The sequence below is a fragment of the Maribacter sp. 4U21 genome, from assembly GCF_002742365.1.
Taxonomy (GTDB): Bacteria; Bacteroidota; Bacteroidia; order Flavobacteriales; family Flavobacteriaceae; genus Maribacter.
In genome coordinates, this window is sequence record NZ_MDGN01000078.1 from 14,183 (window position 1) to 33,058 (window position 18,876).

16 protein-coding genes are annotated in these 18,876 nt (G+C 40.1%); 7 read left to right on the forward strand and 9 right to left on the reverse strand.

Annotated elements, in window-relative coordinates:
* Window positions 1–23 precede the first annotated feature (23 nt).
* The 5 genes from surE (at window position 24) to BFP77_RS16545 (ending at window position 4,886) form a co-directional block, all read left to right on the forward strand.
* Complete coding sequence (gene surE / locus BFP77_RS16525; RefSeq protein ID WP_099575158.1) at window positions 24–800, forward strand: 5'/3'-nucleotidase SurE; 777 nt, start codon at window positions 24–26, stop codon at window positions 798–800.
* The gene (locus BFP77_RS16530) at window positions 797–1,081 is read left to right on the forward strand and encodes a hypothetical protein (protein WP_099575159.1); all 285 of its coding nucleotides are present in this window, start codon (window positions 797–799) and stop codon (window positions 1,079–1,081) included. The genes surE and BFP77_RS16530 overlap by 4 nt, the downstream gene beginning before the upstream one ends.
* Window positions 1,081–2,205 (forward strand): lipid-A-disaccharide synthase, encoded by a 1,125-nt coding sequence (gene lpxB, locus BFP77_RS16535; RefSeq protein WP_099575160.1) that lies wholly within the window; start codon window positions 1,081–1,083, stop codon window positions 2,203–2,205. Before BFP77_RS16530 ends, lpxB begins: the two co-directional genes overlap by 1 nt.
* Before the next feature lie 85 nt (window positions 2,206–2,290).
* A complete protein-coding gene (locus BFP77_RS16540) occupies window positions 2,291–2,857 on the forward strand; it encodes a C40 family peptidase (RefSeq protein WP_099575161.1) in 567 nt (188 codons plus the stop codon).
* Between the two features lies 1 nt (window position 2,858).
* Window positions 2,859–4,886, forward strand: coding sequence for a ComEC/Rec2 family competence protein (locus tag BFP77_RS16545; protein ID WP_099575162.1), 2,028 nt, complete (start codon window positions 2,859–2,861; stop codon window positions 4,884–4,886).
* Here the strand turns inward: BFP77_RS16545 and BFP77_RS16550 are convergent.
* The gene (locus tag BFP77_RS16550; RefSeq protein ID WP_180272383.1) at window positions 4,883–6,445 is read right to left on the reverse strand and encodes a peptide MFS transporter; all 1,563 of its coding nucleotides are present in this window, start codon (window positions 6,443–6,445) and stop codon (window positions 4,883–4,885) included. The genes BFP77_RS16545 and BFP77_RS16550 overlap by 4 nt on opposite strands.
* A 32-nt stretch (window positions 6,446–6,477) precedes the next feature.
* Window positions 6,478–8,643, reverse strand: coding sequence for a S9 family peptidase (locus BFP77_RS16555; RefSeq protein ID WP_099575164.1), 2,166 nt, complete (start codon window positions 8,641–8,643; stop codon window positions 6,478–6,480).
* A 210-nt stretch (window positions 8,644–8,853) separates the two neighbouring features.
* Here BFP77_RS16555 and BFP77_RS16560 point away from each other — a divergent pair, with 210 nt between their 5' ends.
* Together BFP77_RS16560 and BFP77_RS16565 are read left to right on the forward strand one after the other, a co-directional pair.
* Complete coding sequence (locus BFP77_RS16560; RefSeq protein WP_099575165.1) at window positions 8,854–10,176, forward strand: hydroxymethylglutaryl-CoA reductase, degradative; 1,323 nt, start codon at window positions 8,854–8,856, stop codon at window positions 10,174–10,176.
* Complete coding sequence (locus tag BFP77_RS16565; RefSeq protein ID WP_099575166.1) at window positions 10,173–11,081, forward strand: GYDIA family GHMP kinase; 909 nt, start codon at window positions 10,173–10,175, stop codon at window positions 11,079–11,081. The genes BFP77_RS16560 and BFP77_RS16565 overlap by 4 nt, the downstream gene beginning before the upstream one ends.
* 49 nt (window positions 11,082–11,130) lie before the next feature.
* On the opposite strand, the gene BFP77_RS16570 is transcribed toward BFP77_RS16565, so the two are convergent.
* The 7 genes from BFP77_RS16570 to BFP77_RS16600 all read right to left on the reverse strand — a co-directional run bounded on the left by BFP77_RS16570 (window position 11,131) and on the right by BFP77_RS16600 (window position 18,858).
* The gene (locus BFP77_RS16570; protein ID WP_099575167.1) at window positions 11,131–13,251 is read right to left on the reverse strand and encodes a peptidylprolyl isomerase; all 2,121 of its coding nucleotides are present in this window, start codon (window positions 13,249–13,251) and stop codon (window positions 11,131–11,133) included.
* Between the two features lie 91 nt (window positions 13,252–13,342).
* Complete coding sequence (locus BFP77_RS16575; RefSeq protein WP_099575168.1) at window positions 13,343–14,629, reverse strand: hemolysin family protein; 1,287 nt, start codon at window positions 14,627–14,629, stop codon at window positions 13,343–13,345.
* Window positions 14,630–14,631: 2 nt separating this feature from the next.
* The gene (locus tag BFP77_RS16580) at window positions 14,632–14,835 is read right to left on the reverse strand and encodes a hypothetical protein (RefSeq protein WP_099575169.1); all 204 of its coding nucleotides are present in this window, start codon (window positions 14,833–14,835) and stop codon (window positions 14,632–14,634) included.
* Entirely contained in the window at window positions 14,828–15,433 is a 606-nt protein-coding gene (lptC, locus tag BFP77_RS16585; RefSeq protein ID WP_099575170.1) for an LPS export ABC transporter periplasmic protein LptC, read from the reverse strand. Before lptC ends, BFP77_RS16580 begins: the two co-directional genes overlap by 8 nt.
* The gene (locus BFP77_RS16590) at window positions 15,434–16,804 is read right to left on the reverse strand and encodes a tetratricopeptide repeat protein (RefSeq protein WP_180272384.1); all 1,371 of its coding nucleotides are present in this window, start codon (window positions 16,802–16,804) and stop codon (window positions 15,434–15,436) included.
* A 38-nt stretch (window positions 16,805–16,842) separates the two neighbouring features.
* Window positions 16,843–18,129 carry a hypothetical protein gene (locus tag BFP77_RS16595; protein ID WP_099575171.1) on the reverse strand — a complete coding sequence of 429 codons (1,287 nt, stop codon included), beginning with the start codon at window positions 18,127–18,129 and terminating at the stop codon, window positions 16,843–16,845.
* Complete coding sequence (locus BFP77_RS16600) at window positions 18,130–18,858, reverse strand: type III pantothenate kinase (RefSeq protein WP_099575172.1); 729 nt, start codon at window positions 18,856–18,858, stop codon at window positions 18,130–18,132. It abuts the gene before it with no gap.
* Window positions 18,859–18,876: the final 18 nt, after the last annotated feature.

Below are 18,876 nucleotides of genomic sequence, written 5' to 3' on the forward strand. Positions count from 1 at the left end.
TTTTACGTCATAAAGTATGTTTCATGAAAAAACCTTTGATACTGGTTACGAACGATGATGGAATAACCGCTCCTGGCCTTAGGTCATTGGTCTTGCTTATGAAAGAAATTGGGGATGTTGTAGTGGTTGCGCCCGACAGTCCGCAATCTGGAATGGGACATGCAATTACGTTGGACAGTACGCTTTATGCCACGAAGATGAGTTCCGATTTTGGAGCGTCAGGAGTTGAGGAATATAGTTGTAGCGGCACACCCGCAGACTGCGTAAAACTAGCACTGCAGGAGCTCTTGGAAAGAAAACCTGACATCTGTGTAAGTGGCATAAACCATGGAGCCAACTCCTCCATAAACGTGATATATTCCGGAACTATGAGCGCTGCTATCGAGGCAGGTATCGAAGGAGTACCGGCCATTGGTTTTTCGCTATGCGATTACAGTTGGGACGCAGATTTCTCACAAGGCAAAGCATTTATTACAAACATCGTAAAAGAAGCTCTTGACCACGGCATACCAAAAGACGTAGTGCTCAACGTAAATATTCCCCGGTTAAAAACAGAGAAAATTAAAGGCGTTAAAATATGTAGACAGGCCAAAGCAAATTGGAAAGAAAAATTCGATAAAAGAACCAACCCCATGGGCAGGGATTATTATTGGCTCACAGGGGAGTTTGAATTATTGGACAAAGGGGAGGACACGGACGAGTGGGCCTTAGCCAACGGTTACGTCTCTTTAGTTCCTACACAATTTGACCTCACCGCTCACCACGCCATACAAGCTATAAACAACTGGAATTTAAAATGAACACTAAGAAAGAACTGCTCATAGGCTTTGCCGTAGGACTTATAGCCAATACGATTGGAACACTGTTGTATATACTCCTGTTTTCTGATCTGAGCATCACAGAAACCTATAATGCGGCAATAGCTCAAGGACATGTGGGCAGCCTGCTTGCATTGGGCGCTATTTTGAACCTAGTGGCATTCTTTGGATTCTTAAGGATTAAAAGAGACCAACGCGCTAAAGGTGTATTGATCGCGACGCTGCTTACGGCGTTATTGATTCTCTATTATAAGATTTTCTAATGAAGTATTATATTATTGCTGGGGAAGCATCGGGTGACCTTCATGGTGCTAATCTTATTAAAGAATTGAGGCTCCAAGATAAGGATGCGAACATACGCTGCTGGGGAGGTGATTTGATGCAGAATGCCGGTGGAACCTTGGTCAAACATTACAAGGAAATGGCCTTTATGGGCTTCATGGAAGTACTATTGAACCTAAATTCAATTTTTAAGAACATTACATCCTGCAAGGAAGATATTATTAATTTTAGTCCCGATATCCTAGTCTTCATCGATTATTCCGGATTTAATCTTAGAATCGCTAAATGGGCGAAAGAAAACGGACTCAAAACCAATTATTATATTTCTCCCCAAATTTGGGCTTCAAGAGAAGGACGCATAGAAAATATAAAAAGGGATATTGATGCCATGCACGTGATTTTACCCTTTGAGAAGGATTTCTACGAAAACAAACATAATTTTCCAGTGAATTTTGTAGGCCACCCGTTATTGGATGCCATTGCCAATAGGCCAATACTCGATGAAGCACGTTTTAGACAAGAACATCAGTTACATCCCAACAAACCCATTGTAGCGCTACTACCGGGTAGCCGTAAACAAGAGGTGCAAAAAATGCTGCAGGTGATGCTATCGCTTTCCGATGATTTCAAAGACTATGAATTTGTCATTGCCGGCGCACCTAGTTTGGACAGAACCTTCTACACCTCTTTCTTAGCTGACGAGAACGTGAAGTACGTACAGAGCAAAACCTACGATTTGTTGTCGTTAGCCCATGCAGCGCTTGTTACGAGTGGTACGGCAACCTTAGAAACCGCCTTGTTCAATGTTCCCCAAGTGGTGTGCTACAAAGCCAATTGGATATCTTATCAAATCGCAAAACGAATCATTACACTAGAGTACATTTCTTTGGTAAACCTTATCATGGGAGCGGAAATCGTAAAAGAATTGATACAGGACAAGCTTACCAAAGTGAACTTAAAAAATGAATTGAATCTCATCCTGTCCGGACCTAAAAGAGAAAAACAGATTAACGCCTACCAGCTATTAAGTCAAAAATTAGGAGGGCCCGGAGCCAGTAAAAAGGCGGCTTCATTAATCATTTCCAACGCAAAACGAGAAGGGTGATTTAAACTATTACCCTCCGTATTTAAGCGCTTACAAAATAATTCTATAATTTTGATGCTCAAGTACTAGAGCACACTTGAATCTTATGCGACCATTTATCTGTATTTTTTTAGTGCTATGTTTAGCCAGTTGCGGAAGTGGCAAAAACAGCAAAACTACCGCACAGAAGCGCAAAATTTCTGTTGCTGCGGCGGATAATGCGCGGCGCGGAAACGCCTATTCCCCTAAACCCCGTAAAGCTGTAGAAGTAACGAATAGCAACAGTTTGTCCAAAGCGGACAAGGTCATCAATACTGCTCTAACTTTTTCCGGAGTGCGGTACAAGTTCGGAGGTACCACCCAAAAAGGAATGGATTGTTCCGGCTTGCTCTATGTTTCCTTTGGGAAGCACGACATACAACTTCCAAGAACTTCCATACACATGGCAGAAGAAGGTAAAAAAATCAGGGTCCGGGATGTGGAAAAAGGAGATTTACTGTTCTTTAAGACCAAACGGCGAGCTAAAAGAATTAATCATGTTGGCATGGTCGTAGCCGTTGAGAACAATGAAATTAAATTCATACATGCTTCTTCCTCTAGAGGAGTAACCGTTTCTTCCTTAAGGGAAGGTTTCTGGAACCAAGCTTTTGTAAAAGCTACTCGAATACTCTAGGATGAAGTTATTCGCGTTCGTTCCCGTAAAATTAACGCTACTTCTCATTATCGGAATACTTATTGGTCGGTATTTTACGTTTGACATCGGTTGGACTCTTGGCCGTACCTTAGCCCTCATCATTACACTAAGTCTCTATTATACTTTCACCAAACAACCAACTCCTACCCTATTCGGCAGTATTGCCGCAGCTACCACGATTGCATTAGGAACACTTACCTACCAACAGGCACAACCCATAAATAATAGCGCACACTACAGCAAAGCTGCTTTTGAAAACAATGGCTCGTGGCAACTTAAAATAAAGGAGGTGCTGAAACCCTCTTCTTTCTCTCAACGATATATTGCCACGGTCATCAGCTTGGACCGTAATCTGGTCTCGGGGAAAATATTGCTCAATAAAAAAATGGACACTACCGCGCTTACGCTCCATGTTGATGATGAGGTTTGGGTGTACACCCAACCAATTGCCATTGGACCTCCATTAAATCCGCATCAATTTGATTATAAGCGGTATTTGGAACAAATGGGCATCTACCACCAGTTGAACTTAAATACAACAAATTATATAAAAAGCAAGTCCCACACTAGTACTGTTTATGGTCTGGCGGCCAATGCAAGATTACGTATTGTTGAGAAATTAAAAGAGCAGGATTTTGGAGCCGATGAACTTGGTGTTATCCAAGCATTATTACTTGGACAACGTTCTGATTTATCTGAAGAAACTTATGATAATTATAAGAAAGCCGGTGCTGTACATATCCTTGCTGTTTCGGGATTACATATTGGGATATTGTTATTGTTGATTCAATTTTTGCTTAGTCCCTTAAGAACCTTGCCGAAAGGTAATATCGTTATCCTCATCCTTTCCGTTCTGCTCCTTTGGGGATTTGCGTTTCTGGCCGGACTTTCCGCTTCAATTATAAGAGCATGTACCATGTTCAGCTTTATCGCCTACGCCCTCTCTTTGAACAGACCTAGTAACACCTCTAATATTCTTTCGCTCTCTTTGTTCTTTATACTACTATTCATAAACCCCAACCTACTGTTCCATGTCGGATTTCAAATGAGCTACGCGGCCGTTTTTGCCATTGTTTGGATATATCCATTGTTACAAAAACTATGGTTTCCCAAACATAAAATAGTCCGTTATTTTTGGCAATTACTCTCGGTGAGTTTAGCCGCACAGTTAGGTGTGCTGCCAATCAGTCTTTACTATTTTCATCAGTTCCCGGGTTTATTCTTTATTTCCAACCTACTTATCGTTCCCGTGCTCGGAGCAATACTGGCTATCGGTATCTTAGTGATTTTACTCTCGCTTACTAACGCGCTGCCGGATTGGTTGGTGTGGCTATTTAATAAACTTATCCTATGGATGAATACGGTAGTTGATTTGGTCGCGCAACAGGAGGCCTTTATCTTCAAGTCCATTCCCTTTGATCATATACAACTCGTTATTGGCTACATCGTTATTCTACTTATGATAGGTCTGTTGTCCAAGGTTACTTTTAAAAGATTGGCATTCTTTTTATTCGGTATTCTAGGCTTTCAACTTTGGACAACGTATGCTGATTACAATGCCAGCAAACAAAAGGACATTCTATTATTGCATCAAACTAGAAACACAGTTGTTCTCCACAGAAATGGTCGCTATTTGAAGGTGTGGAGTAAGGACCCCCTGAAATCAAAGAACATCCTCCCTAATTTCGAGGTACAGGAACGCATCTACAGTACAACGCACGATACACTGCGCCAAGCCTATCTTGCGGAGAACCAGTCTTTCTTAATAATCGATAGCTTAGGCATATTTCCTGCAGCTAAAGACAAAAATATTATACTATTGACCGATTCGCCAAAAATTAATTTGGAACGTCTGATTCGGGATACACGACCAAAACTGATATTGGCGGACGGTAGCAATTACAAGAGTTACGTAGCCCGTTGGAAAAATACCTGTAAAAAAGCAAAACTCCCATTTCACTATACGGGTGAAATGGGAGCTTATTCTTTTATTTCCGAACCCTATTAATGGTCAGATAGCTCAAAACCTTCGGTTTCATCGTCATGAATAACGGTTTCCTTATCCTCCGCTCCATGTGTAAGTCGTTTTAGAGGTTTCAATAGTACTATCACTAAAAGTCCAAAAAGGACTGCAAACACGAATAATCCTCCAAATACTTTAAATTCACCTGCCTGTACAGAGCTTTCGCCAATGACTCCCGCCACTTTGTTGCCCAATCCTGTGGCCGCCCAATAAACACCCATCATTAGGGCCATATACCTTGCCGGTGCCAACTTGGTAAAGAAGGATAAAGAAACAGGGGACAGGCACAACTCGCCCAAGGTGTGAAACAGATACGCCAATACTAACCAATACATGGCCGAACTGCCATTGGCCTCGTACTGCATAGACGCAAATACCATATACACAAAACCCACACCCATAATAATAACGCCGACCGCCATCTTAAATATAGAAGAAGCCTCTTTACCCTTAAGTTTTCTTTTAACCCAAAAATTAGCTACCAGTACCGCAAAGAGAATTATAAATCCAGCATTTGCCCCTTGAAACCAGGCTGCAGGCACTTCCCATCCCATAAGCATTCTATTTGTCTTTTCTTCAGCGTATAAATTCATTAATCCGCCCATTTGCTCAAATGACCCCCAAAAAACGACCACCATCAACAGGGATATCAACAATACCAAATACCTATCCTTTTCCACTTGTCCGTTCAAATTCTTATAGATCATCATCATTAATCCCGTTACTAGCGTCAATACAATAAACAAGGCTCCGTAACCCCAATGGTCCGGTCCTTCGAATGTAAATCCGGCATAGATGGACAAGGCCAATAACACCACTACAATTCCTAATTGTAAGGGCGACTTCGATAATTGAGAAAAAAGTGTAGCAAGACTAATATCTGATGATTTTTCTTCGACCGTTGGTTCGTTGCCCACATGGGTCAAGAAACGCTGTCCATACAGATAAACTACCAGGCCAAGCAACATTCCAATACCTGCTAGGCCAAAACCATAGTGCCATCCATATAAGGCAGCCACTAACCCTACGGAAAGTGACGCTGTAAATGAACCTAAATTGATGCCAACATAAAATATACTAAACCCTTTATCCCTTCTAATGTCATTCTGTTTGTACAAACCGCCTACCATAGTGGAGATATTGGGTTTCAACATTCCAACACCTAAAATAACTAAGCCTAGACCTGTATAGTAAGCCCATATCGCATCTATAGCCAATACACCATGACCAGCTGTTAAAAGAATCGCGCCAATGGTCACGGCTTTTTTTTGTCCTATTAATCTATCTGCAATAAAACCACCTGGGATACTCATCAAATAAACCAACATGGTATACCAACCATATAGGGCAAGGGCCTCTGTCGTTGTCCAGCCCAAACCACTCTGCGGGTCATTCTCCAAAGTTTGCGCGGTCATATATAGCGTAAGCAATGCGCGCATGCCATAATAGGAAAAACGCTCCCACATTTCTGTAAAAAAGAGAACATATAATCCTACGGGATGTCCAAAAAGTTCTCTTTGATGTGCCGGTTTTGTACTTGTCATAATTGGGTTGGTTTAGTTATCGTATTTTTTGTTTAAAGATTTGATTTCAAAAAATTAGTCATCTTATTGAACAGATGTATACGGGTGTTACCTCCGTAGATACCGTGGTTTTTATCTGGATAGATACCCCACTCAAATTGTTTGTTCGCCTGTATCAAGGCCTCTACCATACGCATCGTATTTTGCACGTGTACATTATCATCCCCGGAACCATGAATGAGCAAGTACTTCCCTTTTAATAGTTCAGGATAATTAAAAGGAGAATTGTCATCGTAACCGCTTGGGTTTTCCGCTGGGGTTCTCATAAAACGCTCTGTATATATGGTATCATAAAAACGCCAAGAAGTTACGGGTGCTACGGCAATAGCCATTTCAAAAGTATCGTTACCCTTTAAAATACAATTGGTGGCCATGTGCCCTCCAAAACTCCACCCCCAAATCCCTGTTCGGTTCTCGTCGATATAATCTAACTCGCTCAACTTTTTTGCTGCGGCTATTTGGTCTTCAGTTTCATACTTCACAAGGTTCAGATAGGTGACCTTTTTAAAATCACTTCCCTTAAATCCTGTTCCTCTTCCATCTACACATGCAATGATATACCCTTCGGATACCAATTTTTGATGCCAATAATCGTTTGCCTTCATCCAGCTATTGGATACATTCTGAGAGCCCGGGCCGCTATATTGATACATGAACAACGGATATTTTTTTGACGGGTCAAAATCCTTTGGTTTGATCATGTACATGTTCAGGTCATTTCCATTGATAGAAATTGTGCCGAACTCTTTTGGACTAATGGCATAGGCACTTAACTTCTTTAAAAGTGCGGTATTATCCTTGATGTCCTTTATTTTTTTACCGGTCAACGCTTTGTGTAGCGTATATATCGGTGGTGTAGTGGCGCTGGAATACTTATTTATGAAATAGGTGAAGTCCGCACTAAATGAGGCCGAGTTGCTTCCGCTCTCCGTTGCCAGCTCTTTTTTGCCCTTCCCATTACTTTCTACACTATAAATACCGCGGTTAATGGAACCGTTCTCCGTGGATTGATAGTAGATTTTATCCTCGTTTTGGTCATAACCGTAATATCGGGTTACTTCCCAGTTTCCGCTTGTTACTTGATTCATTAGTTCGCCTTCCGAATTATAGAGGTAAATATGATTCCACCCATCCTTTTCGCTCGTCCAGATAAAACTATCATCTGCCAAAAAAGTAAGGTTATCGTGAATGTCCACATAGGCCTTATCTTTCTCCTCTAACAAATTAGAGACCGTATTGGCACGCGTATCCACCAAATGTAATTTCAAATGATTTTGATGTCTATTAATAGTCTGAACGCTTAAGGAGTTGGCGTCGTTCATCCATTTAATTCGTGGCACGTAGTAAGCATCACCTAAGTTAATGTCCGAGATTTCATTACTGACCACATCATACATATGTAAACTTACCTTTGCATTGTCCTCCCCTGCTTTTGGGTATTTAAATACGTGTTGCCTTGGATATTTCTCCGTTCCGTAAACATCCATGGAAAATTGAGGGACATCGGTTTCATCAAACCGTAGAAATGCAATCTTAGAACTATTGGCATTCCATTCAAAAGCTCTCACAAAAGAAAATTCTTCTTCATAAACCCAATCAGTCACCCCATTGATAATTTTATTTTTTACGCCATCCGTAGTAACCTGCTTTGTTGTACCGGACTGTAAATCCATTAAAAAAAGATTGTTGTTCAACACATAAGCCACATGTTTTCCGTCAGGGGACAAAGTTGGCTCCTGAATTTTGGCATCGCTTATCTTCGTTAAAATTTTTGTATTGCTATCATAAATGTAAAAAACACCCAAGGTAGATCTCCTAAAAATAGATTCTACCTCAGTGGCCAAGAGTATTTTAGACTCATCATCACTAAATTGATAGGAGGAAAATTTTTGAATCCCCTCTAAAGAGGCAGAAGAAACTAAGGTCTCCACCTTTTTCAAGGTTTTGTAATCGTATTTATCAATGCTCGTATTTCCGGTCACGGCATCAACATTCAACACGGTATATTGTTCTCCGTTATTTAAAGAACGTAAAACATCTAATCCTTCGGTTTTAAATTCATTGCTATAAATTGCCTCGATAGAAATTTGCTTTTCCTGAGACAGGATGCTCATCTGAAAACTAAAAAAAAAGAGGGCTACAACGTATAATTTATGCATAAGAAGTTGAAATTTGTTAAATCTTTCAAGTTTACTACTATTTCCGCTAAAAACAGCAAATTGTTTAAAAAAGAACCCAATTTTAACGCAGGTTTAGCTCCAATTTAGTTCTGACCAATATGCTTATCTTTACCTCTAAATACGGAGCAAATAACCTATAATTTAGTTGAAGCTTTTAAAGAAGTAACACGAAATACAAACCATATATCCATGCCAAAACCAATAGCTGGTTTCTCCAAACTTTCCAAACAAGAAAAAATAGATTGGATCGTATCCAATTACACTCAAAACCCCCATGAAGCCGAACAGATTATCCGTAGTTATTGGAATACGGACGAAAAATTACAACAACTGCATGATGAGTTCATTGAAAATACCATTACCAACTTATATGTTCCGTTAGGAATTGCACCCAACTTTTTAATCAATGATAATCTTCTGGCCATTCCAATGGCCATTGAGGAAAGTTCTGTCGTTGCCGCCGCCAGTAAAGCGGCTAAATTTTGGCTTTCCAAAGGAGGATTCAAAACCGAAGTATTAGGAACGGAAAAGGTAGGGCAAGTACATTTTGTATTTAAAGGCGATACTACCAAATTGGAACTGTTCTTTAAAAAAATAAAATCAAAATTTTATACGGCTACCGAAAATTTAACCGCCAGTATGGCCCAACGTGGTGGTGGTATTTCTAATATAGAATTAAGGGACAAAACAGGAGATCTAGCCAACTATTACCAATTACATTGCACTTTTGAGACCAAAGATGCCATGGGAGCGAACTTTATCAATAGTTGTTTGGAACAGTTTGCAAGTACTTTAAAAAGTGAGGCTTTGGACTATAGTTTGTTCTCCGAAGAGGAAAAACAGCTAGAAGTGGTCATGAGCATACTCTCCAATTACGTACCCAATTGTTTGGTAAAAGCCGAAGTAAGCTGCCCCGTTTCCGAGTTGAACCTTTCCAAAGAAATATCACCTGAACATTTTGCGGAAAAAATGGTCAGGGCGGTACAGATTGCAAAAGCGGAGCCCTATAGGGCAGTTACCCACAATAAAGGAATCATGAACGGTATCGATGCCGTCGTGTTGGCCACCGGGAACGATTTTAGGGCAGTAGAGGCAGGTGTACATGCCTATGCCGCTAAGGACGGAAGCTATAGTAGTCTTACCCATGCCAGCGTTGAAGACGGTATTTTTAGATTTTGGATTGAATTACCTTTAGCGCTGGGCACCGTAGGCGGATTAACCAAACTTCATCCTATGGTTAAATTAAACCTTCAGCTGCTTAACGACCCATCCGCAGAAGAACTGATGCAAATCATGGCGGTTGCTGGTTTAGCACAAAATTTTGCCGCTGTAAGCTCTTTGGTCACTACCGGAATTCAAAAAGGGCACATGAAAATGCACTTGATGAATATTCTGAACCAACAGAATGCAACGGAACCTGAAAAAACTGCTTCCATCGAACATTTTAAAACCCATACCATAACGCATCGTAGTGTTATTGATTTCTTAACCGGTCTAAGAAACCAGTCATGACCAAGGAATTCTACAGTAACGGGAAACTATTATTGTCCGGCGAATACGCCATTTTAGATGGCGCAGAGGGTTGGGCAATTCCAACTAAATATGGTCAGCACCTAAAGGTTAACGAAACCAATACCAAAACACTTTCATGGCGTAGCATTGATGCGGACGGTACGGTTTGGTTCACGGGGTCGTACACCCTAAAAGATTTTAAGGAAATTGCTTCTACCAACGAAGAAATTTCTAAAAACCTTATTCATATACTCAATGAAATACGCAAGCTAGAACCAAATTTCCTTACTAATATCGAAGGTTGTAAAGTCCAGACTGAGCTCACTTTTCCGAGGGTTTGGGGTTTAGGCACCTCATCAACATTGATAGCGAACCTAAGCTCATGGGCCAAGGTTGACCCATATGCATTACTATCAAAAACGTTTGGTGGAAGCGCATACGATATTGCCTGTGCGCAAAATGATGGACCCATTATTTTTCAATTAAAAGATAAAGTACCGATCATTACCAACATAGATACCACCCCACCCTTTACAGAAGCACTTTTTTTCATTTATCTGAACCAGAAAAAGAACAGCAGGGAGGCCATAGCTGCCTACCGGAATTTAAAAATCGATAAAGCGAAATTGACCCAAAATATAAGTGAACTTACTAGAAAAATGATTTCATCACAAAACCTTAGGGACTTTGAAGAATTGCTAAACACGCACGAAAGAAGGCTTTCACGGGTATTACAAACTACCCCCATAAAGGAAAAACTGTTTAAAGACTATCATGGAAGTATTAAGAGTTTAGGAGCTTGGGGAGGTGATTTTATATTGGCAACAGGAAACGAGGAAACACCTGAGTACTTTAAATCAAAAGGGTATTCTGTTGTGTTGCCCTTTTCCAAAATGATACTATAAAAAAAGTCTCCACTTGGGAGACTTTTCAAAATGGTAAAACTACATTTTCCTAGTAGAATGTAGCTCTTTTATCCTCAATTTCAGCAGCTTCTTTTAAAGCAGTATATACTGCGGTATTCACTCTTGAGGCCGCATTGTTCTTTAGTGTATTGGCATAGGTACTGTAGTTCTCCAATTTTGGAGCTTCCGTTCTTTTTGTTACCTCTACCATAAAGATTCCTGAATTTCCTTCCAGTAGTTCGGAAGTTTCCCCTTGTGCCATACCATATGCCGTACCTACTACTGCAGGTTCACCACCTGCTCCTGGTATTGTAGGTGTTTTTACACTTAGTGCAGATGCTGTGGATACCGTAACGTTATTATCCTTCGCGATAGCCTCCATTGCTTTGCCTGCATTTGCAGCCATAATCTGTGCCGCCTTACGCTCTTTTCTAATAATGGGCAGTACCGTTGCAGAAGCGTCCTCTGCAGCCATTAGGCCTTCTTTATAGCTTCCTGTCAATTGTACTACGGCATATCCATTATTGATATTGAAACGTTTAATATCACCAACCTCCGTTTCATTATTAAAGGCCCATTGCACAATATTCCTTTGCGACCCCAAACCTGGAAGGTTCTCATCCAATTGCTTTATTTTGTTAACGGGTCTTACCAGATACTCGCTATCCTTTGCTATTTTGGAAAAACTACTTTCATCCGCTATTGTTTCCATTTCAAATTTGGTAGCGTCGGTAAATAAGGTATTGATAGTCTCTTCCGAAGCAACTATCTCTCTTGATAAGGTTGCCAGTTGAACAATATCTTCCTTATCGTCTATACGGATTACATGAAACCCAAAGTCCGTTTCCACTAGGCCAATAGTGCCAACAGCATTATTGAAGGCAAAATCATTGAATTTAGGAACCATAGTCCCCTCTTGAAAGTATCCCAAATCTCCTCCGTTTGGTGCCGATGGTCCATCAGAATTATCTCTGGCCAATTCCGAGAAGACAACACCCGATTTTTTAGCTTCGATTAAAAGCTCTTTTGCTTTTTTCTCCGCCTCTTCCTTTGTTCTTTTAATTTCTGGATTAGCTCTCGTAGCCCCTTCGTAGGTCAATAATATATGACTGGCCTTAACGGAACCGTTAGCTCTTCTGCCCATCATCTTAGAAATCTGATAGGACCCACGCTCTTTATAGGGACCGTAAATCTCTCCAACCTTCAGGGTCATCAGTGTGTCGGCAACACTGGAAGGAAGATTCTTTTTCGCCCTGTATACCGTATCAAACTTCGTATCGGAATAGCGATCTAGAAAAGCGGCCATATCCGTAGTATTTCTAAATCCTCTTATCGTGTCGTTCCTATCCGTTGCTGAATTGTACTCAACGGAGTCGTCCAACAACTTCATTAAATCCGCTTTTACCGCCGCATCATCCGCATCTGAAGGTTTTTCTTCAAAATACACGAATTGAATATCCCTTGCCGCATCCTGCTTAAAATCTTCTTTGTGTTCACTAATGTAGGCGGAGATTTCACTTTTAGTGACATTTATTGTGCTATCGGGAATTGAAGTATAAGGGACACGCACGTATTTTAAGTCAATTTTCTCGTTGGCCAATCTGTAATCTAATTCACCTTCTTTTAAGGTAGCACCTACACCTGCTTTAACCAAATTGAAATATTTTTGCTCCTTCGCCATCTGAATAATCTCCTGCTCCGTTTGCAACCATACCTCGTACTGTGCAGGATTATTCACTTTCCAGTCCATTACAGTTTGTTTGAACCTATTTGGGTCAAATATTCCGTTCTCATTTTGAAATTCAGGATTCTGGGCGTATCCGGTAGTTCTTAAAAAGTCAACTATTTGATCCTGCTCAATGCCTATTCCTAAATCCTCAAACTGCTCACTAAGGATACTGGCACGAACTTCCCTATCCCAAACCTGATTCATTACCTGCAGCGAAGTCGTTGTAGGACCTACTCTTCTTGAGGCGGACTCTACCTTTTGTCTAAAATCATCTATGGAAATTTCATTCCCGTTTATTTCCGCCACGGAAGAACCTACTTTTTCTCCTCCTCCAAAATTACTACTTGTAAATACTCCAGAAATAACGAATGCAAAGAGTGCAAGACCGATAATGAGTATTAAAACCGTAGTTCGTTTTCTTATATTTTCTAAAACTGCCATTCTATCGAAAAATTAAAATCAGTTGGCGAAATTACCATTTTTAATTGAAATAATAAAAACTAAAACACTTGCAATGATTGTGATAAGCGCATTAAACTTCCTCGAGAATTTCCATGGAAACCAAATCTATTTTGGTATTAGAAACTTCCAATATGGTAAACTTGAAATTCTCTATTAAAATCTCTACATCCTTTTCTGGGATTTCCCCTACTTGATGCACAATAAGCCCGCCCAGCGTCTCATATTCGTCAAGGTTAGGCAAGTTAAGCTTATAATTTTCATTGATAGCATCTACTTCTAATCTTGCTGAGAACAGGAAGTGTGTCTCGTCTATCTGTTCCTCTCTTAAATCAGTACTGTCATGTTCGTCCTCAATTTCCCCAAAGAGCTCCTCAACAATATCCTCCACGGTCATTAAACCACTAGTTCCGCCGTATTCGTCCAAAACCACGGCCATACTTTTCCGCTTCTTAATAAGTGTATTCAATATATCTTGAATAAGCATGGTTTCCGGAACAAACTCTACCGGCAGCAAAATACTCTTTATTGTTTTTGGCTTTTTGAACAACTCGTACGAATGTATATACCCGATGATATCGTCCACGGTTTCCTTGTACACTAAAATTTTAGAAAAACCTGTTTCCGTAAAAATCTTTGCCAAATTCTTAGGAGTTTCGTGCATCTCCACGGCCATTATTTCGGTTCTTGGAACCATTACCTCCCTGGCTTTTACGGCAGAGAACTCCAATGCATTCTGGAATATCTGAATTTCGGAATCCACCTCGTCTTCTTCCTTTACCGTTTCCATTTGTTCCGTGATATAGTCGCCAAGCTCAATCTTACTGAACGCCAGCTGCACCTCATCTCCCGGAGTCCTAAAGACATATTTTAAAATGGAGTCCGAAACCGCAATCACGAAATCCGAAATCAAGGAAAAAAAGATATAAAATATGTACGCGGGAATCGCAAGTAGTTTTAAAAGGCTATTGGCATAAATCTGAAATAAGACCTTAGGTAGAAATTCTGCTGTTATCAAGATGACGAATGTGGAAACAACCGTTTGTGTCAGAAGACTAAAATCGGTTACCAGGGTCTTTATAACTGTATTTGAAGTAGGAATACCGGCAAACCACTCCATAAGCAACTCGCCCATAAAAAGCCCATACACCACCAAGGCTACGTTATTGCCAATAAGCATTGTAGCAATGAACTTAGAGGGTTTTTTTGTGAGCCTTGTCAATACCTTGGCCAAAAAACCTTCTTGCTTTTTCTCGATTTCAATATGTATTTTGTTGGCCGAAAAAAAGGCGATTTCCATACCTGAAAAAAAGGCGGAAAATAGTAGCGAGACTATAATGATCAGTACGGAGCTATCCACTATTAGTTTTTAGAATCGTTCTGTCTTTTTTCAAACTTTTTGCGATAGGTTCTTCTAAAGAAAAACATCGCCGTAGAAATAACGGCAAAGAATAGGAATATATAAGCCATTGACCTATCACTGTTCCAATCGGTAAAAATACGGTAAGCAGAAAATACGGCCACAATGAGGTATAAATATTCCGTGTATCTTAAAATTTTAATCATCTTCACTTTCTTTAATGAGCATTAGCCCGTACGTTTTGTGTGCGTTTAAAAAGCTTAGGTCCTTTTTAATATCCATTCCTTCGCCGTCCATCACCGTTCCATCTTCAGGATTGGTAAACTTAAACTTTTCCTGTGTAAAAGCCCACTCGTTACCTCTATCGTAATAGAGTTGGGGAGTTTCCAATTCTTTACCGTCATGCCCCTTGATCATAACATTGCCCTGTAAATCTACTATGGTAGTTGCCCCATAATATATTCCATAATCGGCCTCAATAGTGGTCTTTTCGTTTTTTTCGTTGAAAATCTCCACAAGCAGACCTTCAGGAAAAGTTTGATAGGGAAAAATCAAATTTTCGAAATCATTTCTAACCGGCCCTGAAAGGACGGCCAAAACCTCGGAAGAACCATTATCCTCGGCACCTATCTTCTCTGGAATTTCTGTATAAGTGAGGACAAAATTCTTGGCTATCCCTTGGGGATAAATCTCTTTTTTCGCTTCCTCTCCTACACGCCTGTAATTATCCTGACAGCACAAAAAAAGCATTGCCATGGAAACCACGGCAATGCCCTTGACCATATCTATGATATATCTTATCATTTACAAATTAGGAACTTTTATGCTTCCTCCTACCCAGCAGGAAAATGTTACCGTTTTACCGGCCATTCCAGAACTGAATATCATTTCTTTACTTGGTGCCTTCGCATTATAACTTGCAGCTGCTTGACTAGCTCTACCTCGTAACGAAGGATCTACACGACCGGCCCTGTTCGCCATATCCGCTGCTTTCCAGTAAATAGCTCTTTTCTCAAAAGGTGTACTTCCACAGGCATTGGCACTACCCGCATACAGACTAGCAATTAATAGGTATGCTTTACCGTTAGCTCCATTTGCATCTATCGCTTTTTGAGCATAGCTTCTAGCTGTAGATTTACTTCCCCTTCTATAAATTGTAGCTACTTTATAAGCAATATTGGATCTTTTCTTAGCATCGGTCTCTAACTCCAAAGCTTTGTTGAAATCAGCAACTGCTCCGCTTGTATCTCCACTCTTAGATTTTAACGAACCTAAGTAAACATACACGTCCGCGGATGGGTCTAACTCTGCCTGCACCTCCACCATGGTTTTAAATAAAGGATCGTCCGTACATTCTTTGCTGAACATTCTTCCCACGGCACTCTTTACCCATTTCACATCATTCTTTCTAGACTCAAAATTCTTCTGATATAGTGGAATTAAGTTCTCGCAATCCGCAAGTTTACCTAATTTAGAATCTATACTCCCAGCAATCTTACCATAGTTTTCGGAATAAGAATTGTAAGATTTTAATCTCCTTTTCTCCTTTGAAGTCAACGTACCGGCCTCTTCCTTTGGCAACAGGGTAGCAATTCTGTCCGTGAGTTTGTCATTTTCTTCATCAATCTTACTCGTTACCTCATCATACACATCAAAAACTTCCTGCAATTCTTTTTGACCGGCATTGTGCAAGTCAACCAGACTAGAGAAATAAAGATAAAGTGCTTTAGGGTTCTTAAAGTTTGCTTTATCCTCCGTAAAAGGCTTACTCAGACCTGCATATACCCCAGCATCATCCATCATCTTATTATCATACTGCAACAAGACCTTGTCAATTTCTGTTTCCGCCATATTGGTCTTACTGGAAAAATATTTCATTTTATCGTCGTAAAGACCCATTAAATCTTTGATAAAACCATCTTTTTCAGCTCCTGAAGCTTTATCGATTTTATGCTTTAAGATACGTTCTCCATAAACATATATAGCGTTATTGAGCTGTGGACATGTTTCATAGACCTTTTTAAAAGGTTCATATGCCGCATCGTAGTTTTTGACTTTTGCGTGTTCCGAAAATATGGACAGATTAGTCATACATTCAGGATTTTGAGCCTGTGCATTACTTACCCCCATCATTCCTAAGAACATAATTGCCGTGAAGTAAAGTTTCATTTTCATCTTGCTTATTTTAAAGTGGTTAATGTACTAAATTTTTATCAATTTATTTTTCGTTTACGGAACCAAAAATCGTTTAAGGAAAGTCCTACATTAATTTTAAAGTAGCTTTCTTCTATTAGATTTGCTCTTGTTGTCCCCCTTCTTCCGGCTTCAAAACCGATGTTAAGGTTAGAGTAACTTTGTCCCAGTGGTAGTCCTAATCCAAAAGTTATGCCAAAGTTATTTATATCCACGTCGTTCACCACCATTCCGGTCTTGTCCAAACGCAGCCCGGCGCGGTATGTAATTCTTTTTAAGTAGCTTGAAAAAGAACTACGGTCCGGTGTGTAAAATCCTCCAAAAGCAAAAGAACTTGCATCTTTATAATCGATATTACCTATTCCCAAGAATGAATTTTCAAAAGAGCTTAAACCCTGAAAGCTATATTCTGCCCCCAAAAACCACTTTAAGTCCTCACCGTATCCCAATCCAAGAGTTGTGGTGGTCGGTATTTTTAATTCTGTATTTCTGAGGTTCAGCGCATCTAGGTTAACGTTTACCTCCTCAATATTACCACCAGTCGCAACAGAAAAAGAACCGATACGCCTATCGTTCTTGGCGACTAGGTTTCCTTGCGTATTTATTCTCGCAGATGCGTGGAGGGTATATTTATCCTTTATCGTTGGTGTATAGTTGATCGCATAATTAAAATCAAAACCATTTACCCGGGACGTTCGCCGGTCAAACGTGCCAAATTGAACATCTTCTATTTGTTGTAGACGTTCACTTTCCAAAGTTCCATAATTAAAATTGGCGGTAACCCCAATACTAAAATCCTTGATGAATTGATATCCAATAGAATAGAAAACCCTATTAAGTCCGCCCTCACCACTAAAAACGTTGGTAAGCGGCTGGGAACCACTTTGTCTTTCATCGACCAAATTGTAACCTACGGAAGAATAGGGCATAATTCCAAAACCCATACCCAATCCTTTACCTAGACTAAAACCAAGTGCCAAATAATCTACATTGGTCACAGAACTACTTTGCTCTTCCGTGAAACTTTTAAGTCTTAGCTGCCTGTTAGAAATACCTACGGTATAATTCACCAGTCCTACCTTGTTATTCTGTTCTAGACCTAATTCCCCGTATGCTGCAGGATTTTGTAGATTTATATGAATGCTATCCGTAAAGACACCCATACCACCCATCATTTGATTCTCTACCGTACTTGTAGTTCTTAAATCACCGATACCGAAAACCGAATAGGGAGAAACCGTACCATCTTGAGCGTACAAACCAGCCGTGGCGAAGCACACAATTGCAATTACAATTTTTTTGATCATCTAATGCTTGTTGTATTCCAGCAAATAATTAAGTCCTTTCAAGAGGAATTTGGAATCCGCAAAGATGGTATTTTTTAGTCGTTTAGACAAAAATTGGGCATCACCCCCTGTTAAAATAACTGTTAAATCTTTAAAACGGGAACCATATTGATGGACAACACCACTAATTTCCTGGGTAAGCCCATTAACAACCCCACTGTGCATACTGCTGTTGGTAGCGTTGCCGATAAAGTCTATAATCTCCTCTTTTTCTAATAAAGGAAGATTTGCAGTTTGCTCGTGCATTGCCTTATAGCGCATCTGTAAACCGGGTGAAATAGCCCCTCCCAAGTATTCATCAAAATCATTGATAATATCATACGTAACGCAAGTGCCCGCATCGATGACAAGCGTATTGCGATGTGGATTATGATAATATGCTGCAGTTATAAGAGCAATGCGATCAATACCCAAGGTATGCGGTGCTGCGTAACTATTTTTAAAAGGAACCTTAGACTTATGTGATAGAACGTGCACTTTCGCAAACAAGGAGAGGACAGCAAGATCTTTTTTATCCAATTCTCCCACCGTGGAAATAATAGCCCGGTTAATCTTAGGGTAGGATTTAAAAATTTCCTTCACCTTGTCAACGAATCGGTCGTATGTAAAGGATTCATCAAATAGTAGTTTTCCTTTATTAAAAACCGCAAATTTTACAAATGTATTTCCCTGATCTATTATCAAATTCATTTTACAAAGGTATAAAGG